Here is a 20,164-nt window from a genome sequence, read left to right on the forward strand (position 1 = left end):
TTTTGTTTTTTAAGTCTTCAAGGGTTGAAGACTTAAAAAACAGGAAAACGTTGCTGTATTAATTCTTTTTCAATTTTTTAATCAGAATTTATATTAAAATGGTATAAATATTTTTCCAATTTCTATTAAAAAAAGAATCCAGGAATGAACCTATGTCTTTATCCTTGCTTTGAATAATTTCATTAAAAAATGAATCTTTTTCTTCATTTGTAAAACTAGGGATTTTAAAAGAAAGGAGTTCATTATTTTGATTATCCTTGTAGCAACCAAAATCAAGGAAAGGAACAAGATATAGAGTATTTAGCATTAAGCAAAAGAGATATAGTACTTGCCATGTAATCATAATAGAAAGAAAATAACTCTCTTTCTTTAAATCATTCTTTCTACTTCTTTTAACCAGATTTCTTTTAGTTCTTGCACAGTTTTTTGGCTTTATAAATTTAGATACATCAATAAATAAGAAAATAGATTCATCAAATGTTATTGGATATAAATAATTCATAGCATGATTTAATTGAGTGTCAAAAAAAGTTTTTATATATTCATCTTTACCTTTTTCTTCATACAATTCTTTTAACTTATTTTGGGTATCTCTAACTGAAGTTTGAACAAATATCTTAAAGTTGGACAATCCTTTCTCAATTACACTATATACAAATGAATAGAGCTGATCATTGTGTAGTTTATCTAAGTCAGTAGTCTGGAATTCACTTTTAATTTTTTTTTCATTCAGTGTCATTTCGTATCTATAGACGCGATATTTACGAGATGCGTTTAATTCAATCTGTTTATTATGTTCAGCTTTTGCTGTTTTATCATAAAGAACATGCAACAGGTTTTTATTTTTTTTACTTGAAAGAATATGGTGATCTTCAGGAGTTGAACATTTTCTATAAACTTTTTTATTTACTTGAGATGTATTAGATAAGCTCCTCAATAATAAATTCCTTGTTTGAAAATGAATAATCGCATCAGTAGCAAATGTAAATGCGATTTCCATTTCATGAACCCTAATAATAGTTGGGATAATCCAAATACCAGTTTGCTGTTTGATTCCTGTTATAACGTTTATTAGTTTCTTTCGTATTGCTGAAATAGAGAGAGTTTCAAAATTTAGACCTCCATGATTCAGCTGGAGTAAGCAATAATTAACAGTGTCTCCGCTTTCTTTTTTATAAATTTTTCCAATTTCAAGTCTTCCGAATTCCCTTGATTGGATAATTAAATCTTCTATCTGATTTGAATTGTGAGTAAATTTTTTAACTTCATGAGGATTCTTTTTTTTGAATTCTATCAGTTTTTCAATGTCAACAATTAGATTTTCACCTAAGTTAAAAACCATGCGATCAAACCCCCAGAAGGAATTCATTAAAGTAAAACAAGATTGAATTTCTTTCTCATTTAAATGTTTCTGTTCAGTAGAAACTTTAGGCTGCCCTTTCATGATTTAACGTTTCCTTTCTACTATTATTTTTGATAGGAATTATGCTAGGAAGTATTAGAGATTGAAAAAAAACAGTTAAATTATTTTAACCGCATTTGTAATTCAATTTATCCCTTTTTTTTTCATATATAATTAGTATGCCAGGAACTTCACTAAAAACTGTGGTTTTTTTATTTTTTAGTGAAAAAAATTTTTTAAAATAAAAAACACTCAATTAAGAGTGCTTCAAAAACGCGTCGTAACAAGGTTTTGAAGAAAAAAAGTAGGTTCTTACCTACTTTAATTTTTTTAGTTTAGAACAAGAATGTTAAGAAAGAAATCAATACTTTCAGTACGATATTTTATTGATGTGACAAGGTTTTGAAGGAAAAAGTAAGTTTTTATCTACTTTATTTTTTTTTATTTTTTTTAAAAATTTTTTGATTTTTATAAAAATTATTTTATTTTTCATTTAGATAAGAATGCTAAAGATGTGGAAAAAATTGATTTTAAGTTTAATACACTTAAAACATTACAAAGTAAGTTTCGTATAATTGATGGAACATTTGAAAAGCAAAAATAGCTAAATAGTCTTAAAAAAAGGTAGTTCAATAATTTGAACCACCTTTTTTATTTTAATGAGAGATATATCATAATGTTTGGAAAAAGTTACTTAGTTTGCTTGTGAGATTAACTTATAGGCGTAGGATTTTTGAAATTCTTCTGGTCGATTGTGTCCGAGAGCACGTGATACAATTAAACAAGCCTTTCGATCAAGGGCAACACCTTTTAATTCGCCTCGTAGATAAATTTTTTCTTTTTTATCTTTGATATCTTTGGGATCTCGCGCGACAAGAAGATAAAGACGTTTTGCGTATTCAGCACGATATTTATGAGGTTTTAAAGCAGTTGGAACTTGAAACACACGTTTTTTACCAGCTAGTTTAAATTCTTCAACAAGCCTTTCTAATTCTTCTTTGTCTCGCGTAATAATCGGAACCCAACGATCTCGTGCTCCTTTTGATTTATGTTTTTTACCAATAATTTTAAGATAATATTGGCCATCCTCACGTTGGTAGAGGGAGTCTCCAGTAATAGCTTTTAATTCATTTTTTCGTAGTCCAGTGGCAGATACGATTGAGAACCAGCGATTATTTGTTTCTTCAGACATCCTGTCGTCATTAGACTTCAAACGATTATTCTTTTTGTCGGCTCGATATCGAATATCCGTTGCAATAAAAGCGGTAGAAGGTACTCCTAAAACTTTGGCTAATGCTGCTTTATAGGTTGACTGGGTTGGAGCAGAAAGTCCTAATTTCTTACAATGTTCTAAGTATTGATTTACTAAGTCAATCCATCCCTCAATATTGTTAGATTTTTCAAGAGCTTCTAAATCTTCGGCAGTAGTTATTGAGGCAACAAAGGAAGCAAATCTGCTCCAGGACCCAGCGTAGTTATGAAGAGTTCGGTCGGTATGGATTAAATGAATGTCCTCTCCCGTTTTTTTGGATTCATTTCGCTTGATACCCTTTCCTTTTTTAAAGCGCGTGACTAGATTAGTTAGTCCTTTAGATTGGACGAATTGTTTACGGCCTTCGAAAGTAGTTAGAGAATCCATCTGTTGTTTCTTAGCTTTCTCTTTAGCTTTTCGTCGATCAGCACGACTACGTCTCTTCTTTGCCATAGTTCTTTCCTTTCTATAGTAGATAATGTGCTTTTAAAGAAGATCTTAAGAAAAATCTTAAGGTCTTTTTTATTCAAGTTGAAGTAGTGCAGTGACTTAAGCTTATATTCACTGATGTAGTATCTTCCCTTTGCTTAGGGCGCTTCTTAATTGATGGCTAAGAAGATAACCAAGTCATTTTACAACATGACAAGTTGACTCAATTCAAATAAAATGTAGAGTTCCATCTTGCAGATAAAAATCTGTTGTTTTTTCTTGTTAGTCTTTTTCAGGTTTAATTGCTCTGAATTTAGCGACTGAGCTAAGCTAGTTTTTGTATTTGATTTTTAGACTTTTGTTATTTACTTTAGTTTTTATACTTTGATTTTTTACTTTGTTATGATCTAAAAAAGATTTTTTTAAACTGGCATTGACATTTATTTTATTATCTATACTTTTCTTTTTTAGTTAATGAAATACAAAAATTGGTTCCTGTTATTTACTTTCGTTTTTTACTTTTATTCTTTACTTTGTTACGATCAAAAAATTTTTTTTTAAACTGCTATTGACATCTCTTTTATTATCTATACATTTATTTTTTATTAGTAAATGAAATACAAAACTGGTTCTTTCCTAACCCAGCTTAAACCTACTGTTTCCACGATAGCTACCTCCTTTCAAACATAAAAAAACGTAGCTATATTAGTTACGTCTCTACTCAATCAATTATTTATATATTATTAGTATGCCATAAATCATAAAATAAAAAAATTAGGATAAGATTTTTTTACGTTATTCACTTTTACCTAGTACTGTGTGTTTAGCGTGACTTACACATACGTTTCTGTCAACGCTAAACACACAGAAAAATCAGAATCGCAAAAAAAAGAAAGATGAGAGAAAGAGGAAAAACTACAAAAAAATTGAGAAGTAAACAATACCTTTATCAGTTTTTTTTAATTTTTTATTTTTATAATTTGGAAAAAAAGGCATACTATAATTATAAAAACAATTACGGAGGGAACAACTATGTTTCTAAAATATTATTCACTCATTAACTATATTCTCTATAAAAATCGCAGAGAATTCGAAAACTCATTTGATTGCTATCCGAAAAAGACAGTGTATGAGTTTTATATTAGGGAGTCTACAGGAGGAATGAAAATTAGGCAAAAAGAACATAATGCAATTCATGTTAGCCTATTTTCTAATAGTGGAAGTTATATTACACTTTACTTAAGGAATTTTACGCCAGAGGATTTGGTGGCTGTGATGAATTCATTAATCAAGCAGAAGAAAGAACTTGGATATGAGCGGTTGATTTGCTTGTTATCAGAGCTCAAAAATGATGAACGCTTAAGTTTATTGATGAAGCTATCCAAAATGAAATAAACATACTGGGACGAGTATCTCAGTGTGTTTTTGTGGTAAATTTGTCTTTAAAATAGATAAGATAGATTATTTGATAAAGCCATTGTATTAGATGATTGGTTTGCCAACAATGTAACAGATGAATTATTCATTCAGCTAGAGCTGGATAAAAACGCACCAAAAATGGTGCGTTTGTCTTTTTTGTGCTATAATAGAAATAAATAAAAGGAGGAGTTACATGATTGGAAAAAATATAAAAACGTTACGTAAAACACAGAATTTAACGCAACCTGAGTTTGCAAAAATTGTTGGTATCTCTAGAAATAGTTTGAGTCGTTATGAAAATGGGACGAGTCGAGTTTCAACAGAATTAATAGATCGTATCTGCAATAAATTTAATGTTTCGTATGTCGATATCGTAGGGGAGGAAAAAATGCTCACACCAGTAGAAGATTATCAGTTAACTCTGAAAATTGAAGTGATTAAAGAACGAGGGGCGAATATCTTAGCGCAACTTTATCGTTTTCAAGATGAACAAGGAATTGCATTTGATGATACTTCGAATCCTTGGGTTCTAATGAGCGATGATTTGTCTGATTTGATTAACACGAGGATTTATCTTGTTTCAACTTTTGAGGATATTGAGCGATTTAATGGCTATTTAGATGGTATTGAACGTATGCTAGAACAAGCTACTCATCTAGTGGTGGCTTAATGAAACTAGAAGAATTTAGTCAAGATAATTTTGAACAAGCCTCCAAACGGCTTATCCGTTCTTTAACTCGTGGTAAAACAAGCTCATCTCAGCCTAAGGCTATCTTGCTAGGTGGGCAGAGTGGTGCTGGGAAAACAACGATTCATCGTATTAAACAAAGGGAATTTCAAGGTAATATCATTATCATTGATGGGGACAGTTATCGCTCTTTTCATCCGAACTACCTTGGCCTACAGGAAAAGTATGGCAAAGATAGTGTGGATTATACAAAAGTATTCGCGGGACAAATGGTTGAATATCTTGTAGATGAGTTGAGTAAAAAAGGTTATCATTTATTAATCGAGGGTACCTTGAGAACAACAGAAGTTCCCCGAAAAACGGCCCAATTATTGGCAACTAGAGGATATCAAGTCTCACTTGCACTGATTGCGACCAAGCCAGAATTGTCTTATCTCAGTACCTTGATACGTTATGAGGAGCTCCATGCTATAGACCCTAGTCAAGCAAGAGCGACTCCCAAAGAGCACCATGACGGAATTGTAGAACATTTAGTTGATAACTTACGAGAGTTGGAAACGGCTAAACTTTTTAGACAAATTCAAATTTATCAAAGAGATCAATCGTGTGTTTATAATTCGGAAGTAGATCAAATCTCAGCAGCAGAAGTTCTACACGAATGCCTATTTGGAAAATGGAACAAGGTGGAAAAAGAGATGTTGAAGATAGAGCAGGAACGGTTGAGAGAGTTGGGGGAAATTGATAAGTGACGAAGGGATAATTTATGAGTACATTTAAAAAAGTAATTTATTTTTGTACCAGATTTAACTACTCATAATCTATGGGAATTGGTTGAACAGTATAAAACAGGGAATTTAAGAGATTATGAATAGGGGCATTTTAAGTAATGTAAAGAAAAGCAAAGAATATGCAAAGTGTTTGTTTTAAGGCAATTATCACAAGTTAATTTTTAAAAATAATTTAGTATTTTTTGTTTTTTTGACCAAATCATGACCAAATCATGACCAAAATTAAATTTTTAGAAATTAATATAAAGTAAAGTAGATCAAGAAATTGGTCTATTTTTTGTGAAACAGTATTCAGAGTTATTAAAAAATATTCTATCATTTTCACTATGAAATTGTTCTGTCCATTTAAAAATGTTGGAAGAGATTTAATAGTATTTTTGGTTTATAGAACAGATATAAAGTTTTAAATATGATTACGCTTTAAAAAATGTTGTATTTTATTGTGTTATCCCTTGACAATTTTATTTAGAAAATATATGATAAGGATAATGACAGCGGTGTCATTTTGTCTGATATAAAAAAATTTAGTGATAGATAGTAAAAAAACAATAAAAAATTTGGAGGTGTTTTATGAAGCATTTTGTTCACAATGAGGTTTTTAGTATTCGGAAACTTAAGGTTGGATTGTGCTCTGTTTTGGTAGCGGTTTCATTCTTGGGGGTGCAAAGTGTTTTTGCTGATGAAGTAGTTACAAGTGCTCCTCAAATATCTATGAATGAGCTTTATACTTCGACCATCAATAGTATAGAAGGTTCTTCAACTAGTAATCATGACAATCCTACTGGGATTGACTCTTCTACCTCACAATTAACCGATAGTAAAGTTGATTCTCCTTTGATATCTAATAAGGAATATAAAGAAGATGGGGTAAATACTGGATCTTTTGAAGATGAAATGAAAGATTCTCCGCTAGTTTCTAATAGTGCCCTTTCTAATTCAACTATCAAAAGTTTAGAAGGTTCCTTAACTAGTAATCATGACAGTTTGACTGATTTTATTACTACTTATTCAAAGTCAGTTAGTTCTGAGAACGAAGTTGCAGATACTTCTAATAGGAATGAAGTGGGAGATAGTAACACTGCTTTAGAAAAAGGGACTGAAATTTCGGCTTTAAATGTAAAAGATTATGGTGCAGTAGGCGATGGGGTTAATGATGACCGACAAGCAATTCAGGATACAATAGATGCAGCTGCTAAAGGATTAGGTGGAGGGAAAGTATATTTTCCTGAGGGGACTTATTTAGTTAAAGAGATTGTCTTTTTGAGAAGTCATACACACCTAGAAGTACATGAAAAAGCTACCATATTAAATGGTATCAATATCAAAAATCATCCTTCTATTGTATTCATGACAGGTTTATTTACGGATGATGGTGCGCAAGTAGAATGGGCCCCAACAGAAGATATTAGTTATTCTGGTGGTACTATTGATATGAACGGTGCTTTGAATGAAGAAGGAACTAAAGCAAAAAATCTACCACTTATAAATTCTTCAGGTGCATTTGCTATTGGGAATTCAAATAACGTAACTATAAAAAATGTAACATTCAAGGATAGTTATCAAGGGCATGCTATTCAAATTGCAGGTTCGAAAAATGTATTAGTCGATAATTCTCGTTTTCTTGGTCAAGCTTTACCTAAAACTATGAAAGATGGGCAAATTATAAGTAAGGAGAGTATTCAGATTGAACCATTAACTAGAAAAGGTTTTCCTTATGCTTTGAATGATGATGGGAAAAAATCTGAAAATGTTACTATTCAAAATTCATATTTTGGTAAAAGTGAAAAATCAGGTGAATTAGTAACTGCAATTGGGACACATTATCAAACTGCAACAACTGAAAATCCTTCAAATATTAAAATTCTAAATAATCATTTTGATAATATGATGTATGCGGGCGTTCGCTTTACAGGATTTACTGATATTTTAATAAAAGGAAATAGGTTTGATAAGAAAACTAAAGAGGAAAGTGAACACTATCGTGAAAATGGTGCTGCTTTAGTTAATGCTTATAGTTATAAAAATGTTAAAGACGTATTAGATCTGAATAAACATGTGACTATTACTGAAAATGTATTTAATATTGCTGATGCTAAAACAAAAGCAATACGTGTTGCAAAAGATAGTGCAGATTATCTTGGAAAAGTAACTGATATTACTGTAACAAAGAATATCATTCATAATAATTCGCAAAATACTGAACAGCCAAATATTGAATTATTAAGAGTCAGCAACAATTTGGTAGTATCTGATAATATCATCTCGGGAGGTAAAGACGGAATCGTAATTGAAGAATCCGCTGGAACTATCACTGTCCTAAATAATCGACTTTCCAATTTAACAGGAAATCATGTTTCTTTACTTAAAACTGATTTTAATGGGACCAGCTCAGACACAAATAATAGTGTCGGTGATTTTAATATTATAACTGAGAATGAAAGTTATAAAATCTTTTCGCAAAATTCAGGTAATCACTCAGACAACCACTCAGATAAGCATGTAGAGGAAATAAAACCTGTAGCTGAAAACAAAAATAATTTAGCTAATAATTACTCAGTAAATAGTGTAGATGATAAAATTGAAAAATCAAATCATGATTCAGGTAATGTAGTAACAGGAGAAATTTCACAAAAACAATATGACGTAACTAATGTTAGTGAAGTAGTTAAGACAAAAAATAATCAACATGCATTACCAAAAACTGGATTAAATAAAATGGTTGAGTTGCTTTTAACTATTATTGGAATTTGCCTTCTATTTGGACAATGGAGTTTAAAACGTCGTTATGAAGATAGATAGAATTTGCTCAATACAAGGTAGTGCTAAAGAGAACGAAGATAGCGTAGATTACAAAAATCAATATTTCTGGATTATAGATGGAGCAACAGATTTATTTAATTCAAAAGACTCTATAGGTTATTCAGTTTCGGAAGTATCTCATCTTATTTCTGAGTGTCTCAAGCAGTATTGTAACGATTCTTTATCATTGAAGAAAATTTTCGAGCTTGCTTTAGATGACGTTAGAAAAATAATAGAGATAGATAAGTGTGAGTTTGATGATTATTACCAGTTACCAACTTTTGCCTTTATTTTTGCGAAATTATCTGGTTTAAAATTAGAATACATAATGATTGGCGATTGTGTTATGATAGTCAACAATCAAGTGATTACAGATCATAGAGTAGATTGTCTTTTTGAGCAAGGAAAATTTGCAATCATTTCTAATGATGAAGCTGATAAAAAGACTATATTACAAAATATTAGGAAGCTAGCTAATAAACCAGATGGATATTGGATAGGTTCACTAGACAAAAGTAGTATAAATCATGTTATCAATGGTAGTTTGGAAGTAACTAGTAATCATATTGTTTTAATGACTGATGGTTTTTATGATTTTTATACTCAAAATTCAGGCTACAATTTTGGAGAGTTAATTGAAATGAGAAAAGAATCTACAAATATTGATCCTATTTATGGTAAAAAAGATGATGCAAGTATTTTGATAATTGATGTTTAAAATAATTTCATCATATGATGAACTATAAAGACAGTTATCTATACGAGTTCTTTATAGTGCAATTGATTATTGAGGTTAGATAATGTTGAGAAAGCATTTTGACAATGAAATTATTGAGTTGTCTAATAATCTAGAAGATATATGGATTTCTATAATAAAAAAATATGAAATTATATTTGATGACTTAACCGAAGTTCAAAAACAAAGTATTATAGATAATGATTTAGTTATTAATGAAGCAGTTGTTACAATAGATATGAAAGGTATTGAACTCATCTGTTTACAACATCCTGTTTCTGTTGATTTGAGAAGAATTATAACTATAGTAAAATTATCCACAGATATTGAACGTATTGGTGATCGAATCATTGAAATAGTTAAGAATTTAAAAAATATTCATACAATGCATGAATGGGGACCATTATTTTATGAAATGCTAAAAATACATTTTATTATAGGGGATCACTTAAAGAAAACTCTAACATGGTATAAGAATAGAAACTATGAACCTGACGTATATGACTATAATAAAAAATGTAAGTTGATATCTGGTCTATGTCAAAAACTAGGAGACAAAGTAGTAGAGAACTTTCTTATTGAATTCTCAAATGTTGATGAAGCTATTGTATTTTTAGAAGTTATTAATATTCTTGATAAGATATCCCATACAACACAATCTATTTATAAATGGTTAGATTATCAGGAAATTGGAGTATTATAGTTAAAGAGGAGTATATATGCAGACAATAGTAGATAATTTTGCTAATAAAATTATTGAATATGGAATTTATAAATCGATGGACCAAATATATATAAAAAATAGAATATTGGCTTTAATCGGTGAAGAAGGAACTGATAAGATTTCAAATGAGAGTGATCTTAAAAAATTAAAAGACAATTTAGTAGAAATAGCTTTAAAGAATGGTAAAATTGCTGATTTAGCTGAGACAAAGGAATGTTTAGGTGCAGAGCTGATGAATTTTATCGTTCCATTACCAAGTCGCCTTAATGATATTTTTTGGAGTTCATATGATGTTTCGCCACAGGAAGCAGTTGAAGAGTTCTATCAGTTAAGTAAAGATAGCGACTATATTAAATTGTCAGCTATCGCTAAAAATATAGCTTTTCATACTGAAACTAATTATGGTTCACTTGAAATTACAATCAATTTATCAAAACCGGAAAAAGATCCGAAAACAATCGCGGCAGAGAAATTGGTAAAGTCATCTAATTATCCAAAATGTTTACTTTGTATGGAAAATGAAGGTTATCAGGGGAGAATAAATTATCCAGCACGTGCAAATCATAGAATTATTCGGTTGGAACTGGGAGACGAAGTATGGGGTTTCCAGTATTCCCCATACTCATATTTTAATGAGCATGCGATATTCTTGAATAGTCAACATGTACCAATGGCTATTACGTCCAAAACATTTGAACAATTATTGGAGATTGTTGATATTTTACCAGGGTACTTTGCTGGTTCAAATTCTGATCTTCCTATCTCAGGAGGTTCTATTCTTAGTCATAATCACTACCAGGGAGGAAAACATATTTTCCCAATGGAAAAAGCAAAATTTGAGAGAGAATTTCTTTTTAAAGACTTTGAGGATGTTAAAGCAGGTATTGTAAAATGGCCGATGTCAGTGATTAGGCTACAAGGTGAAAATAAAAATCGTCTGGTAGAATTAGCTACTAAAATCCTAAATATCTGGAGAGAATATTCAGATTTAGAAGTAGACATCATTGCTAAGACTGAAGATATTCCACACCATACGGTGACTCCTATTGCTCGTAAAGTGGATGGAAGATATGAATTGGATATTGTTCTGAGAGATAACCATACTACTAAACAATACCCAGATGGTGTTTACCACCCTCATCAAGATGTACAACATATTAAAAAGGAAAATATTGGGTTAATCGAAGTGATGGGACTTGCGATTTTACCACCTCGTTTGAAAACAGAGTTAGAAGAAGTTGAGAAATATCTTTTAGGAAAAGATAACGCAATTGCTGATTATCATTTAGAATGGGCCGTTCAATTGAAAGAAAAATATCCTGGACTTAAAGAGGAGGAGGTTCATAGCGTCGTTCAACATGAAGTAGGGCAAGTATTTGCGAGAGTTCTCGAAGATGCAGGTGTTTATAAGAATACTCAAACCGGACATGAAGCATTTATGAGATTTGTTAAATCGGTTGGAATTAATTAGGAGGAAGTAAAAATGGCAATATTGGTAACAGGCGGAGCTGGTTATATTGGTAGCCATACCGTAGTAGAATTACTAAATTTAGGTAAGGAAGTCGTTATTGTCGACAACCTTTCAAACTCAAGCATTTTAGTATTAGATCGTATTGAAGCAATTACAGGGCAACGTCCTGCGTTTTACGAATTAGATGTTTGTGATAAACAAGGATTGAGAAAAGTTTTTGAACAAGAATCTATTGAGGCTGCAATTCATTTTGCAGGATACAAAGCTGTCGGCGAATCCGTGCAAAAGCCTGTAATGTACTACGAAAATAATATTATGAGCACATTAGCTCTTGTTGAAGTGATGTCAGAGTTTAATGTTAAAAAGATTGTATTTTCATCGAGTGCGACTGTATACGGCGTTCACAATCAGTCTCCCCTTATTGAGACGATGCCGACAAGTGCAACGAATCCGTATGGGTACACAAAAGTGATGCTTGAACAAATTTTAAAAGATGTTCATGTAGCAGATTCAGAGTGGAGTATTGCGTTGCTTCGTTATTTCAATCCGATTGGTGCTCATGAGTCGGGGTTGATTGGAGAAGATCCATCAGGAATTCCTAACAACTTAATGCCTTTTATTGCACAAGTAGCGGTAGGTAAGCGACCAGAGCTAAGTGTTTTTGGAGATGATTATGATACGGTAGATGGTACTGGTGTTCGCGATTATATCCATGTAGTGGATTTAGCGATAGGGCATATAAAAGCTTTAGAGAAAGTATCTGAAAAAACAGATGTTTATATTTATAACCTTGGTTCAGGAGAAGGCACAAGTGTATTACAACTTGTAAATACATTTGAAAGTGTCAATAAGGTTCCAATTCCTTATAAAATTGTTCCAAGACGATCAGGAGACGTTGCGACTTGTTATGCAAATGCGGATAAGGCGTATAAGGAATTAAATTGGAAGACTACAAAAACGGTCGAAGACATGTGTAGAGATACATGGAATTGGCAATCAAAAAATCCTAATGGATACAATAAATAATAAAGTTCGAGTAGTCTTGTAATATGTATATATTAAAAAAATTAAAAAAAAATAATGAAAGCGCTTGACAAAGTAAACGATTACATTGTATAATATAAATATGAATGACACCGATGTCAAAAAATAAAAAAGAAGGTCTTTTTATGAAAAACTTAACAAAAATTAAGTTCAAAGAGAACGGGGAATTTAATCATTTCCCGGGGAATACAGTTGTAGCAAATCTTTATACTAATTCAGATTTGATGGAAGTTGTTGATATCATTCAATCACGCTATAGAGAGTTACCATTTATAGATAAATTCACATTAACTCCAAGAGATTCTATTCATATGACTGTAATTGAATTGCTTTGCCATGAAAATCGTGAGCCAGAATTTTGGAGTAGCCATCTACCATTGGATACGCCATTACAAGAAATTCATGATTACTTTGCAAAACAACTAGAAATTTTCCCATTGCTAAACGAAGATATTCATATGCGTGTGACTGAAATGGGAAATCAAAACATTTTAGTAGAACCAGCCGATGAGAAATCAGCTAAACGATTAGAAGAAATTAGAACATATGTTTCTGAAAAAGCAGGTGTTCGATTCCCTAATCATGATCGCTATCAATTCCATATCTCAATTGGATATCTTCGAGTTCCATTAACTGAAGAAGAAAATGAAGAGTTTACTAAAGTGAAAAAGGAATTAACGGAAGTTCTGCTTGAAAAGATTCCTGTCATTACAGTAAATCGTATCGATTACACAGTATTTGAAGATATGAGACGTTTTGTTCCATATTGTGAAAAATTTTAAAATAAAATTATAATTAAAAATAAAAAGGAGATTTCATATGAAAAAATCTAAATTATTATCGTTTTTAGCTGCAGGGGTTGCGGTTACAACATTGGCAGCATGTTCAGGTGGTTCAACTAATTCATCAAATTCTTCGAGCGATACACCTCAATCAGAAGAAAAAGCTGATAAGAGCCAAGAATTAGTAATTTATTCTAACTCTGTTTCAAACGGACGTGGGGATTGGTTAACTGCTAAGGCTAAAGAAGCTGGTTTCAATATTAAAATGGTTGACATTCCAGGTGCTCAGTTGGCCGATCGTGTTATTGCTGAAAAAAATAATGCAGTAGCTGATATGGTATTTGGTATTGGAGCTGTTGATTCAAATAAAATTAGAGATCAAAAATTATTGGTACAGTACAAACCTAAATGGTTAGATAAAATTGACCAATCTCTATCAGATAAAGATAACTACTACAATCCTGTAATTGTTCAGCCATTGGTCTTGATTGGTGCTCCTGATGTTACTGAAATGCCTAAAGATTGGACTGAGTTAGGCAGCAAATATAAAGGTAAATATTCAATTTCTGGACTTTCAGGGGGAACAGGGCGTGCGATCTTGGCAAGTATCCTTGTTCGCTATCTCGATGATAAAGGAGAATTAGGCGTTTCTGAAAAAGGTTGGCAAGCAGCTAAAGAATATTTGGAAAATGCGTACACTCTTCAAAAGGGTGAAAGTTCAATTGTTAAAATGTTAGATAAGGATGACCCAATCCAGTACGGTATGATGTGGGGTTCTGGTGCATTAGTTGGACAAAAAGAACAAAATGTTGTATTTAAAGTAATGTCTCCTGAAATTGGTGTTCCGTTTGTAACTGAACAAACAATGATTTTGAATACTAGTAAGAAACAAGCTTTAGCTAAAGAATTTATTGATTGGTTTGGTCAAACAGAAATTCAAGTAGAGTACAGCAAAAACTTTGGTTCTATTCCTGCAAATACTGAGGCAGTGAAAGAGTTACCAGAAGCTACTAAGAAATTTGTTGATCAAGTGAAACCGCAAAGTATTGATTGGGAAGCTGTTGGAAAACATTTGGATGAATGGGTTGAAAAAGCTGAACTAGAATATGTAAAATAGGACATAAGTGTAAATTTTAAAATTCCAGGTCTCTCTAAAGTTTCTAAACCTACATGAGAAATTAAGAGAGACTTTTCATTTATAAGTAAAGGAAGTTAGTAATATGATTAAATTTGATAACATTCAAATTAAATACGGTGATTTTATCGCGATTGATAATCTAAATTTAGATATTAAGGAAGGAGAATTCTTTACGTTTCTTGGACCATCTGGATGCGGTAAATCAACAACTTTGAGAGCTTTGGTAGGTTTTTTAGACCCTTCATCTGGAAGCATTGAGGTTAATGGGAAAGATGTTACTCATATGGAGCCAGAAAAACGTGGAATCGGGATCGTATTCCAATCTTACGCACTATTTCCAACAATGACAGTTTTTGATAATATTGCATTCGGTCTAAAGGTTAAAAAAGTTGCTCCAGATGTTATTAAAGCCAAGGTTTCTGCAGTGGCTGCTAAAATTAAGATTTCAGATCAACAATTGCAACGTAACGTTTCAGAATTATCTGGAGGACAACAGCAGCGTGTAGCTTTAGCTCGTGCTCTTGTTCTGGAACCTAAAATCCTATGTTTGGATGAACCCTTGTCAAACCTAGATGCAAAATTACGTGTGGATTTGAGAAAAGAGTTGAAACGTCTTCAAAAAGAATTGGGAATTACGACTCTATATGTTACACATGACCAAGAGGAAGCGTTAACGCTATCTGATAGGATTGCTGTTTTTAATAATGGTTTTATTGAACAAGTGGGAACACCAGTAGAAATTTATCATAATTCTCAAACAGAATTTGTATGTGATTTCATTGGAGACATTAACGTACTTACAGATGAAACTGTTCACGGAATTCTTCTAAATAATGCTCATGTTCTTTTGGAAGATAAAAAAGGTTACATTCGTTTAGAAAAAGTTCGCTTCAAACGTGAAACGGATCAGGATTTTGTCTTAAAAGGTTCAATTATTGATGTGGAATTTTCAGGAGTTACAATTCACTATACTGTTCAGGTATCTGAAAATCAAATTCTTAATGTAACAAGTATCGATAGTCAGTCAGCTATTAGATCTGTCGGAGAAAGTGTGGAATTATTTATCACACCATCAGACGTTCTGCAATTTTAAGGAGGTGCAGTATGCGTCATAAATTAAATTGGAAAGATTGGCTCATTCGTTTAGGCTTAATCTGGTTCTTGGTAACTTTCATCATTTATCCAAACTTTGATTTAGTAGTTAATGTATTTGTGAAAGGTGGGGAGTTTTCACTTGATGTCGTACAACGAGCTCTTAAATCTCAACGTGCGATTCAGAGTATTATGAACAGTTTTAAGTTAGCATTCTCACTAATTATAACTGTTAATGTTGTTGGTGTACTTTGTGTATTGTTTACAGAATATTTTGATATTAAAGGAGCTAAAATATTAAAACTAGGATACATGACGTCACTAATCTACGGTGGAGTAGTTTTGGCTACTGGTTATAAATTCGTTTATGGACCATATGGAATGATTACCAAATTTTTACAAGGTATTATTCCATCTTTAGATCCTAACTGGTTTATTGGTTATGGTGCAGTTCTATTTATTATGACATTTTCTGGTACTGCTAATCACACCTTATTCCTAACTAATACAATTCGTAGTGTAGACTATCATACTATTGAAGCTGCACGTAATATGGGTGCAAAACCATTTACAGTGTTTAGAAAAGTAGTATTGCCAACTCTTATTCCTACTTTATTCGCTCTGACAATTATGGTTTTTCTAAGTGGGTTATCAGCAGTAGCAGCACCTATGATTGTTGGTGGGAAAGAATTCCAAACTATTAACCCAATGATTATAACATTTGCTGGAATGGGAAATTCTCGTGACTTAGCCGCCTTTCTAGCAATTATTTTGGGTGTTGCCACTACGATTTTGCTTACTATTATGAACAAGATCGAAAAAGGCGGAAATTATATTTCTATTTCTAAAACGAAAGCACCTTTGAAAAAACAAAAAATCACATCTAAACCATGGAATATCATTGCACATATTGTTGCTTATGCTTTGTTCACTGTTTTCATGTTACCATTGATTTTCATTGTATTGTATTCATTTACTGACCCAGTTGCAATACAGACAGGAAACTTATCATTATCAAACTTTACTTTAGATAATTATAAGTTATTCTTTAGTAATAGTGTTGCGTTCTCTCCATTCTTAGTCAGCTTTATATACTCTATTATTGCTGCAACTACTGCAACAGTTCTTGCTGTTGTGTTTGCGCGAGTAGTTCGTAAACATAAAGCTCGATTTGATTTCTTGTTCGAATACGGAGCTCTTCTTCCTTGGCTATTACCAAGTACACTTCTAGCAGTTAGTTTATTATTCACTTTCAACCAACCTCAACTTTTAGTCTTTAACCAGATTCTAGTTGGTAGTTTAGTAATTTTGCTAATCGCTTATATTGTTGTAAAAATTCCATTCTCTTATAGAATGGTACGTGCAATCTTATTTAGTGTTGATGATGAGATGGAGGATGCTGCTAGAAGTATGGGGGCTTCACCATTTTACACAATGATGAAGGTTATTATTCCTTTCATCTTGCCGGTTGTTCTCTCTGTTATCGCACTGAACTTTAACTCTTTATTGACCGATTTCGATTTATCTGTATTCCTTTATCATCCATTGGCTCAACCATTAGGTATTACGATTCGTTCTGCAGGTGATGAAACAGCAACATCTAACGCACAAGCTCTTGTATTCGTTTATACAATTATTCTAATGATTATTTCTGGAACTGTGTTATACTTCACACAGAGACCACGCGGTAAGAAAAGGAAATAGTAATGCAAACATCCAGCATAGGACTATCGAACATCGAAATTATAATTAGAGTCGTATTATCTTTGGTCATTGGAAGTATTATTGGCTTAGAAAGAGGAAGTAAATCTCAACCAGCAGGTATTCGTACACATAGTATTGTTTGTATGGCTGCTTGTTTAATTATGATGACTAATGAATTCGTATCTTATAAGTTTGGAACAGGAGATCCGACACGGTTAGGTGCTCAGGTTATATCTGGTGTTGGTTTTCTTGGAGCTGGAACAATTCTAATCACAGATAAAAAGAAGGTTACGGGTCTGACAACTGCAGCAGGAATCTGGGCTTCAGCAGGAATAGGTTTAGCTATTGGAGTAGGTTTTTATGAAGGTGCTCTGTTAGTAGCTATTTCTGTTTGGAGTGTGATTTCTATGTTTCAGCCTTTAAAAAAATATCTTCAAAGTCGTTCAAAAGTTATTGAATTATATATTGTAGTTAAATCTACTGAGGCATATAATCGAGTATTAGTTTATTGTGCAGAAAATGGAATTCGATTGAATGATTCAAGAACTGCTTTTGGAGATGTTAATTCTGAAAGAATTGAATATTTTGATGTTCCAGACAAAAGAATAGCATCATTTATGACCCTAGAACTTTCAGGTAAGTTTGAACATCTTAAACTGATGGAAGAAATAGCAAATATTGTTGGTGTTATTTATGTTGAAGAAGTTAGTTGATATAGAATAAACAAAGGGGCAGTTATTCTTGTCCCTTTGTTTTTTAGGTGATAATTGACTCAAAATTATTTGCAAAGTATAAGGATAAACATAAATGAAGGTATATAATATTAATTTTGACTGTGGAAGAATAACGTATTTTGAATATAATTCTTTAGTGCAAGTATATAGATTTTATTCTTTTTATGATATTTGTGAAATTGTATTTTCGGCTTCTTTACCTGCTGATGATATACTATCAAAAGTTATTGTTAAGGAAAAGATTATTCCGATCTTAGACTGCTATGTCCAAATGTTATTAGATACTTTTATAGTTTCAATGGATTTTACCGAAAATGATTTTTTATATTTTCGTGGTAAGTTATTTTCATACAAGTTTATCAGTTGTGAAGTAGAAAAAATAGTAAAGAATAAAAATTTTAATTGTAAATGTTATTTTTTTGAATCGGATGAATAGAGTATAAAATAGAAAATTTTGAAATTAAAGTTTTTGTTAAGATACATTAAAATATTTTTCTAAATTCTCTTGTTAAAAAAAGTAAATATTGTATAATAAAATTAGATAAATCATAAATGGAGGACTAAAGTGAAAAATTTAAACGATAAAAAGGTAACTATTTATGATATTGCGCATTTATCAGGTTTTTCTCCAAAAACTGTTTCACGTGTTATTAACGGTGGTGAAAAGGTAAAAGAAGAAACTTATCGAGCTATTCAAAAAGTCATTGATGAGTTGTCGTATGTTCCAAATGCATATGCAAAAAATTTGACTAAGAAAGAAACTACAAACATTTTGATTTCCGTTAAAAAGATTGATTCTTTTCCCTTGATTTGGTTTCAAACTTTACTAGATAGAGTTCTACAAACTTGTAAAGAGTTTGGTGTAAACGCTATTGTTGAATACTTTGGTGAAGAAGATACGATTAGGAATTCAATAATTTCAAGCACAGGAAGCTTAATAGATGGAGTAATAGTATTTTATGAAAGTAAAGACGATATTCGGATTAATTATTTACAGAAGAATAATATGCCTTTTATAGTTTTTGGAGAATCTCGAACACCTGATGTTGTTTATGTATCTAATAACAATTTTCAAGCCACTTATGATATGATGGAATTAGTAACAAAAGAGAATATTAAAAGTATGTTGTTACTTATGGGAGGGGAATCTCTTGTTAATAAGGATCGTGAAAAAGGTATTCGTACTTTTTTGACTGATAAAAATTATTTAATGGATTTGCAAGTTATTTATGGTTTAACTACAATTGATTCAGTTTATTCATATGCTATAAATAATTTATCTAATCAAAATCATCCGGATATGATATTTGTTTCTGGGGATGAGAAGGTTCAAGGGCTGATTCGTGCGTGCTATGAGAAGGGGATTACTATTCCTGATGATATTTCAATAATTGGATTCGATAATATTCCTATTTCGCAATATTATACTCCAGCTCTGTCTACTATTTCTCCTAATTATGCTATGTTAGCCCAAAAAATGATAGAAGGTGTTTTAGCAATCATTAACGGTGAAAATATAGAATCCGTTGAAATATCTTCAAAAATTATTAGAAGACAAAGCTTTTAATCGGTAAAAAATACCGATTTTTTATTTGATAAAATATTAAAATAGTAGGTAGATGTATTTCTATGAATCAATTTTTTGCAGAAATTGGACTATCTATCTGATGCATAACTGGTTAAGCTGTAGCAGTATAGAACCTTGTATCTTCATAGAGTATATTGAAAGATATTTGCGATAATTTGTATTGTATTCCGTATATCAAATGTACAAAACAATAATAATTCAAATGGTGTGAACTTTTTGGTAAAATCTAGCTCAATTTGTGTATTTTTAGGGTAAAATTCACACCATTTAATTGAAACTTATTCAAATTAGATGAAATTAGTTTTCTAAAAAAACGGGGAAACGCTGATTTAAAGGGGATTTTGAAACTTATTCAAATATAAATGTATCCAACC

General features: G+C 31.6%; 17 protein-coding genes. 15 read left to right on the forward strand and 2 right to left on the reverse strand.

Annotation, left to right across the window (positions count from 1 at the left end; genetic code table 11):
• Positions 1 to 88 precede the first annotated feature (88 nt).
• Together NYE79_RS01670 and NYE79_RS01675 are read right to left on the reverse strand one after the other, a co-directional pair.
• On the reverse strand, positions 89 to 1,444 hold the full coding sequence (locus NYE79_RS01670) for a hypothetical protein (protein ID WP_216728833.1): 1,356 nt from the start codon (positions 1,442 to 1,444) through the stop codon (positions 89 to 91).
• Between the two features lie 652 nt (positions 1,445 to 2,096).
• On the reverse strand, positions 2,097 to 3,107 hold the full coding sequence (locus NYE79_RS01675) for a site-specific integrase (RefSeq protein WP_049478366.1): 1,011 nt from the start codon (positions 3,105 to 3,107) through the stop codon (positions 2,097 to 2,099).
• 1,137 nt (positions 3,108 to 4,244) lie between these two features.
• On the opposite strand from NYE79_RS01675, the gene NYE79_RS01680 reads away from it, so the two are divergent.
• The 15 genes from NYE79_RS01680 (at position 4,245) to NYE79_RS01750 (ending at position 19,769) form a co-directional block, all read left to right on the forward strand.
• Positions 4,245 to 4,478 (forward strand): hypothetical protein, encoded by a 234-nt coding sequence (locus tag NYE79_RS01680; protein WP_225902130.1) that lies wholly within the window; start codon positions 4,245 to 4,247, stop codon positions 4,476 to 4,478.
• A gap of 217 nt (positions 4,479 to 4,695) precedes the next feature.
• The gene (gene pezA, locus NYE79_RS01685) at positions 4,696 to 5,172 is read left to right on the forward strand and encodes a type II toxin-antitoxin system antitoxin PezA (protein WP_216728834.1); all 477 of its coding nucleotides are present in this window, start codon (positions 4,696 to 4,698) and stop codon (positions 5,170 to 5,172) included.
• Positions 5,172 to 5,939, forward strand: coding sequence for a type II toxin-antitoxin system toxin PezT (gene pezT / locus NYE79_RS01690; protein ID WP_216728835.1), 768 nt, complete (start codon positions 5,172 to 5,174; stop codon positions 5,937 to 5,939). Before pezA ends, pezT begins: the two co-directional genes overlap by 1 nt.
• A gap of 609 nt (positions 5,940 to 6,548) precedes the next feature.
• Positions 6,549 to 8,777, forward strand: a complete 2,229-nt coding sequence (locus NYE79_RS01695) for a glycosyl hydrolase family 28-related protein (protein ID WP_216728836.1) — start codon at positions 6,549 to 6,551, stop codon at positions 8,775 to 8,777.
• Entirely contained in the window at positions 8,764 to 9,495 is a 732-nt protein-coding gene (locus NYE79_RS01700; RefSeq protein WP_216728837.1) for a protein phosphatase 2C domain-containing protein, read from the forward strand. The genes NYE79_RS01695 and NYE79_RS01700 overlap by 14 nt, the downstream gene beginning before the upstream one ends.
• 82 nt (positions 9,496 to 9,577) lie before the next feature.
• Positions 9,578 to 10,216, forward strand: a complete 639-nt coding sequence (locus tag NYE79_RS01705; protein ID WP_033585727.1) for a phosphate uptake regulator PhoU — start codon at positions 9,578 to 9,580, stop codon at positions 10,214 to 10,216.
• Positions 10,217 to 10,232: 16 nt separating this feature from the next.
• Positions 10,233 to 11,708, forward strand: a complete 1,476-nt coding sequence (galT, locus tag NYE79_RS01710) for a UDP-glucose--hexose-1-phosphate uridylyltransferase (protein WP_216728838.1) — start codon at positions 10,233 to 10,235, stop codon at positions 11,706 to 11,708.
• Between the two features lie 12 nt (positions 11,709 to 11,720).
• Positions 11,721 to 12,734, forward strand: a complete 1,014-nt coding sequence (gene galE / locus NYE79_RS01715) for a UDP-glucose 4-epimerase GalE (RefSeq protein WP_132973107.1) — start codon at positions 11,721 to 11,723, stop codon at positions 12,732 to 12,734.
• Positions 12,735 to 12,877: 143 nt separating this feature from the next.
• Positions 12,878 to 13,534, forward strand: a complete 657-nt coding sequence (locus tag NYE79_RS01720) for a DUF1868 domain-containing protein (RefSeq protein WP_000793817.1) — start codon at positions 12,878 to 12,880, stop codon at positions 13,532 to 13,534.
• A 37-nt stretch (positions 13,535 to 13,571) separates the two neighbouring features.
• On the forward strand, positions 13,572 to 14,651 hold the full coding sequence (locus tag NYE79_RS01725; RefSeq protein ID WP_000748691.1) for an extracellular solute-binding protein: 1,080 nt from the start codon (positions 13,572 to 13,574) through the stop codon (positions 14,649 to 14,651).
• A gap of 103 nt (positions 14,652 to 14,754) precedes the next feature.
• On the forward strand, positions 14,755 to 15,765 hold the full coding sequence (locus tag NYE79_RS01730) for an ABC transporter ATP-binding protein (RefSeq protein ID WP_000589129.1): 1,011 nt from the start codon (positions 14,755 to 14,757) through the stop codon (positions 15,763 to 15,765).
• An 11-nt stretch (positions 15,766 to 15,776) separates the two neighbouring features.
• Entirely contained in the window at positions 15,777 to 17,468 is a 1,692-nt protein-coding gene (locus NYE79_RS01735; RefSeq protein WP_195216406.1) for an iron ABC transporter permease, read from the forward strand.
• A 2-nt stretch (positions 17,469 to 17,470) separates the two neighbouring features.
• Positions 17,471 to 18,181: an MgtC/SapB family protein gene (locus tag NYE79_RS01740; RefSeq protein WP_195216408.1), complete on the forward strand. Its 711-nt coding sequence runs from the start codon at positions 17,471 to 17,473 to the stop codon at positions 18,179 to 18,181.
• Between the two features lie 94 nt (positions 18,182 to 18,275).
• Positions 18,276 to 18,638, forward strand: a complete 363-nt coding sequence (locus NYE79_RS01745; protein ID WP_195216410.1) for a hypothetical protein — start codon at positions 18,276 to 18,278, stop codon at positions 18,636 to 18,638.
• Between the two features lie 129 nt (positions 18,639 to 18,767).
• Positions 18,768 to 19,769 (forward strand): LacI family DNA-binding transcriptional regulator, encoded by a 1,002-nt coding sequence (locus tag NYE79_RS01750; protein ID WP_000793419.1) that lies wholly within the window; start codon positions 18,768 to 18,770, stop codon positions 19,767 to 19,769.
• The last annotated feature ends 395 nt before the right edge of the window (positions 19,770 to 20,164 follow it).

The organism is Streptococcus sp. FSL W8-0197 (assembly GCF_037963785.1).
Taxonomy (GTDB): Bacteria; Bacillota; Bacilli; order Lactobacillales; family Streptococcaceae; genus Streptococcus; species Streptococcus oralis_CQ.

Bases quoted from the DNA above. Each gene is read 5' to 3' on its own strand.
- NYE79_RS01740 (WP_195216408.1), top strand. From the start codon at position 17,471: ATGCAAACATCCAGCATAGGACTATCGAACATCGAAATTATAATTAGA.
- NYE79_RS01730 (WP_000589129.1), top strand. From the start codon at position 14,755: ATGATTAAATTTGATAACATTCAAATTAAATACGGTGATTTTATCGCG.
- NYE79_RS01675 (WP_049478366.1), bottom strand. From the start codon at position 3,107: ATGGCAAAGAAGAGACGTAGTCGTGCTGATCGACGAAAAGCTAAAGAG.
- galT (WP_216728838.1), top strand. From the start codon at position 10,233: ATGCAGACAATAGTAGATAATTTTGCTAATAAAATTATTGAATATGGA.
- NYE79_RS01735 (WP_195216406.1), top strand. From the start codon at position 15,777: ATGCGTCATAAATTAAATTGGAAAGATTGGCTCATTCGTTTAGGCTTA.
- galE (WP_132973107.1), top strand. From the start codon at position 11,721: ATGGCAATATTGGTAACAGGCGGAGCTGGTTATATTGGTAGCCATACC.
- NYE79_RS01680 (WP_225902130.1), top strand. From the start codon at position 4,245: ATGAAAATTAGGCAAAAAGAACATAATGCAATTCATGTTAGCCTATTT.
- pezT (WP_216728835.1), top strand. From the start codon at position 5,172: ATGAAACTAGAAGAATTTAGTCAAGATAATTTTGAACAAGCCTCCAAA.
- pezA (WP_216728834.1), top strand. From the start codon at position 4,696: ATGATTGGAAAAAATATAAAAACGTTACGTAAAACACAGAATTTAACG.
- NYE79_RS01725 (WP_000748691.1), top strand. From the start codon at position 13,572: ATGAAAAAATCTAAATTATTATCGTTTTTAGCTGCAGGGGTTGCGGTT.
- NYE79_RS01695 (WP_216728836.1), top strand. From the start codon at position 6,549: ATGAAGCATTTTGTTCACAATGAGGTTTTTAGTATTCGGAAACTTAAG.
- NYE79_RS01705 (WP_033585727.1), top strand. From the start codon at position 9,578: ATGTTGAGAAAGCATTTTGACAATGAAATTATTGAGTTGTCTAATAAT.
- NYE79_RS01700 (WP_216728837.1), top strand. From the start codon at position 8,764: ATGAAGATAGATAGAATTTGCTCAATACAAGGTAGTGCTAAAGAGAAC.
- NYE79_RS01670 (WP_216728833.1), bottom strand. From the start codon at position 1,444: ATGAAAGGGCAGCCTAAAGTTTCTACTGAACAGAAACATTTAAATGAG.
- NYE79_RS01720 (WP_000793817.1), top strand. From the start codon at position 12,878: ATGAAAAACTTAACAAAAATTAAGTTCAAAGAGAACGGGGAATTTAAT.
- NYE79_RS01745 (WP_195216410.1), top strand. From the start codon at position 18,276: ATGAAGGTATATAATATTAATTTTGACTGTGGAAGAATAACGTATTTT.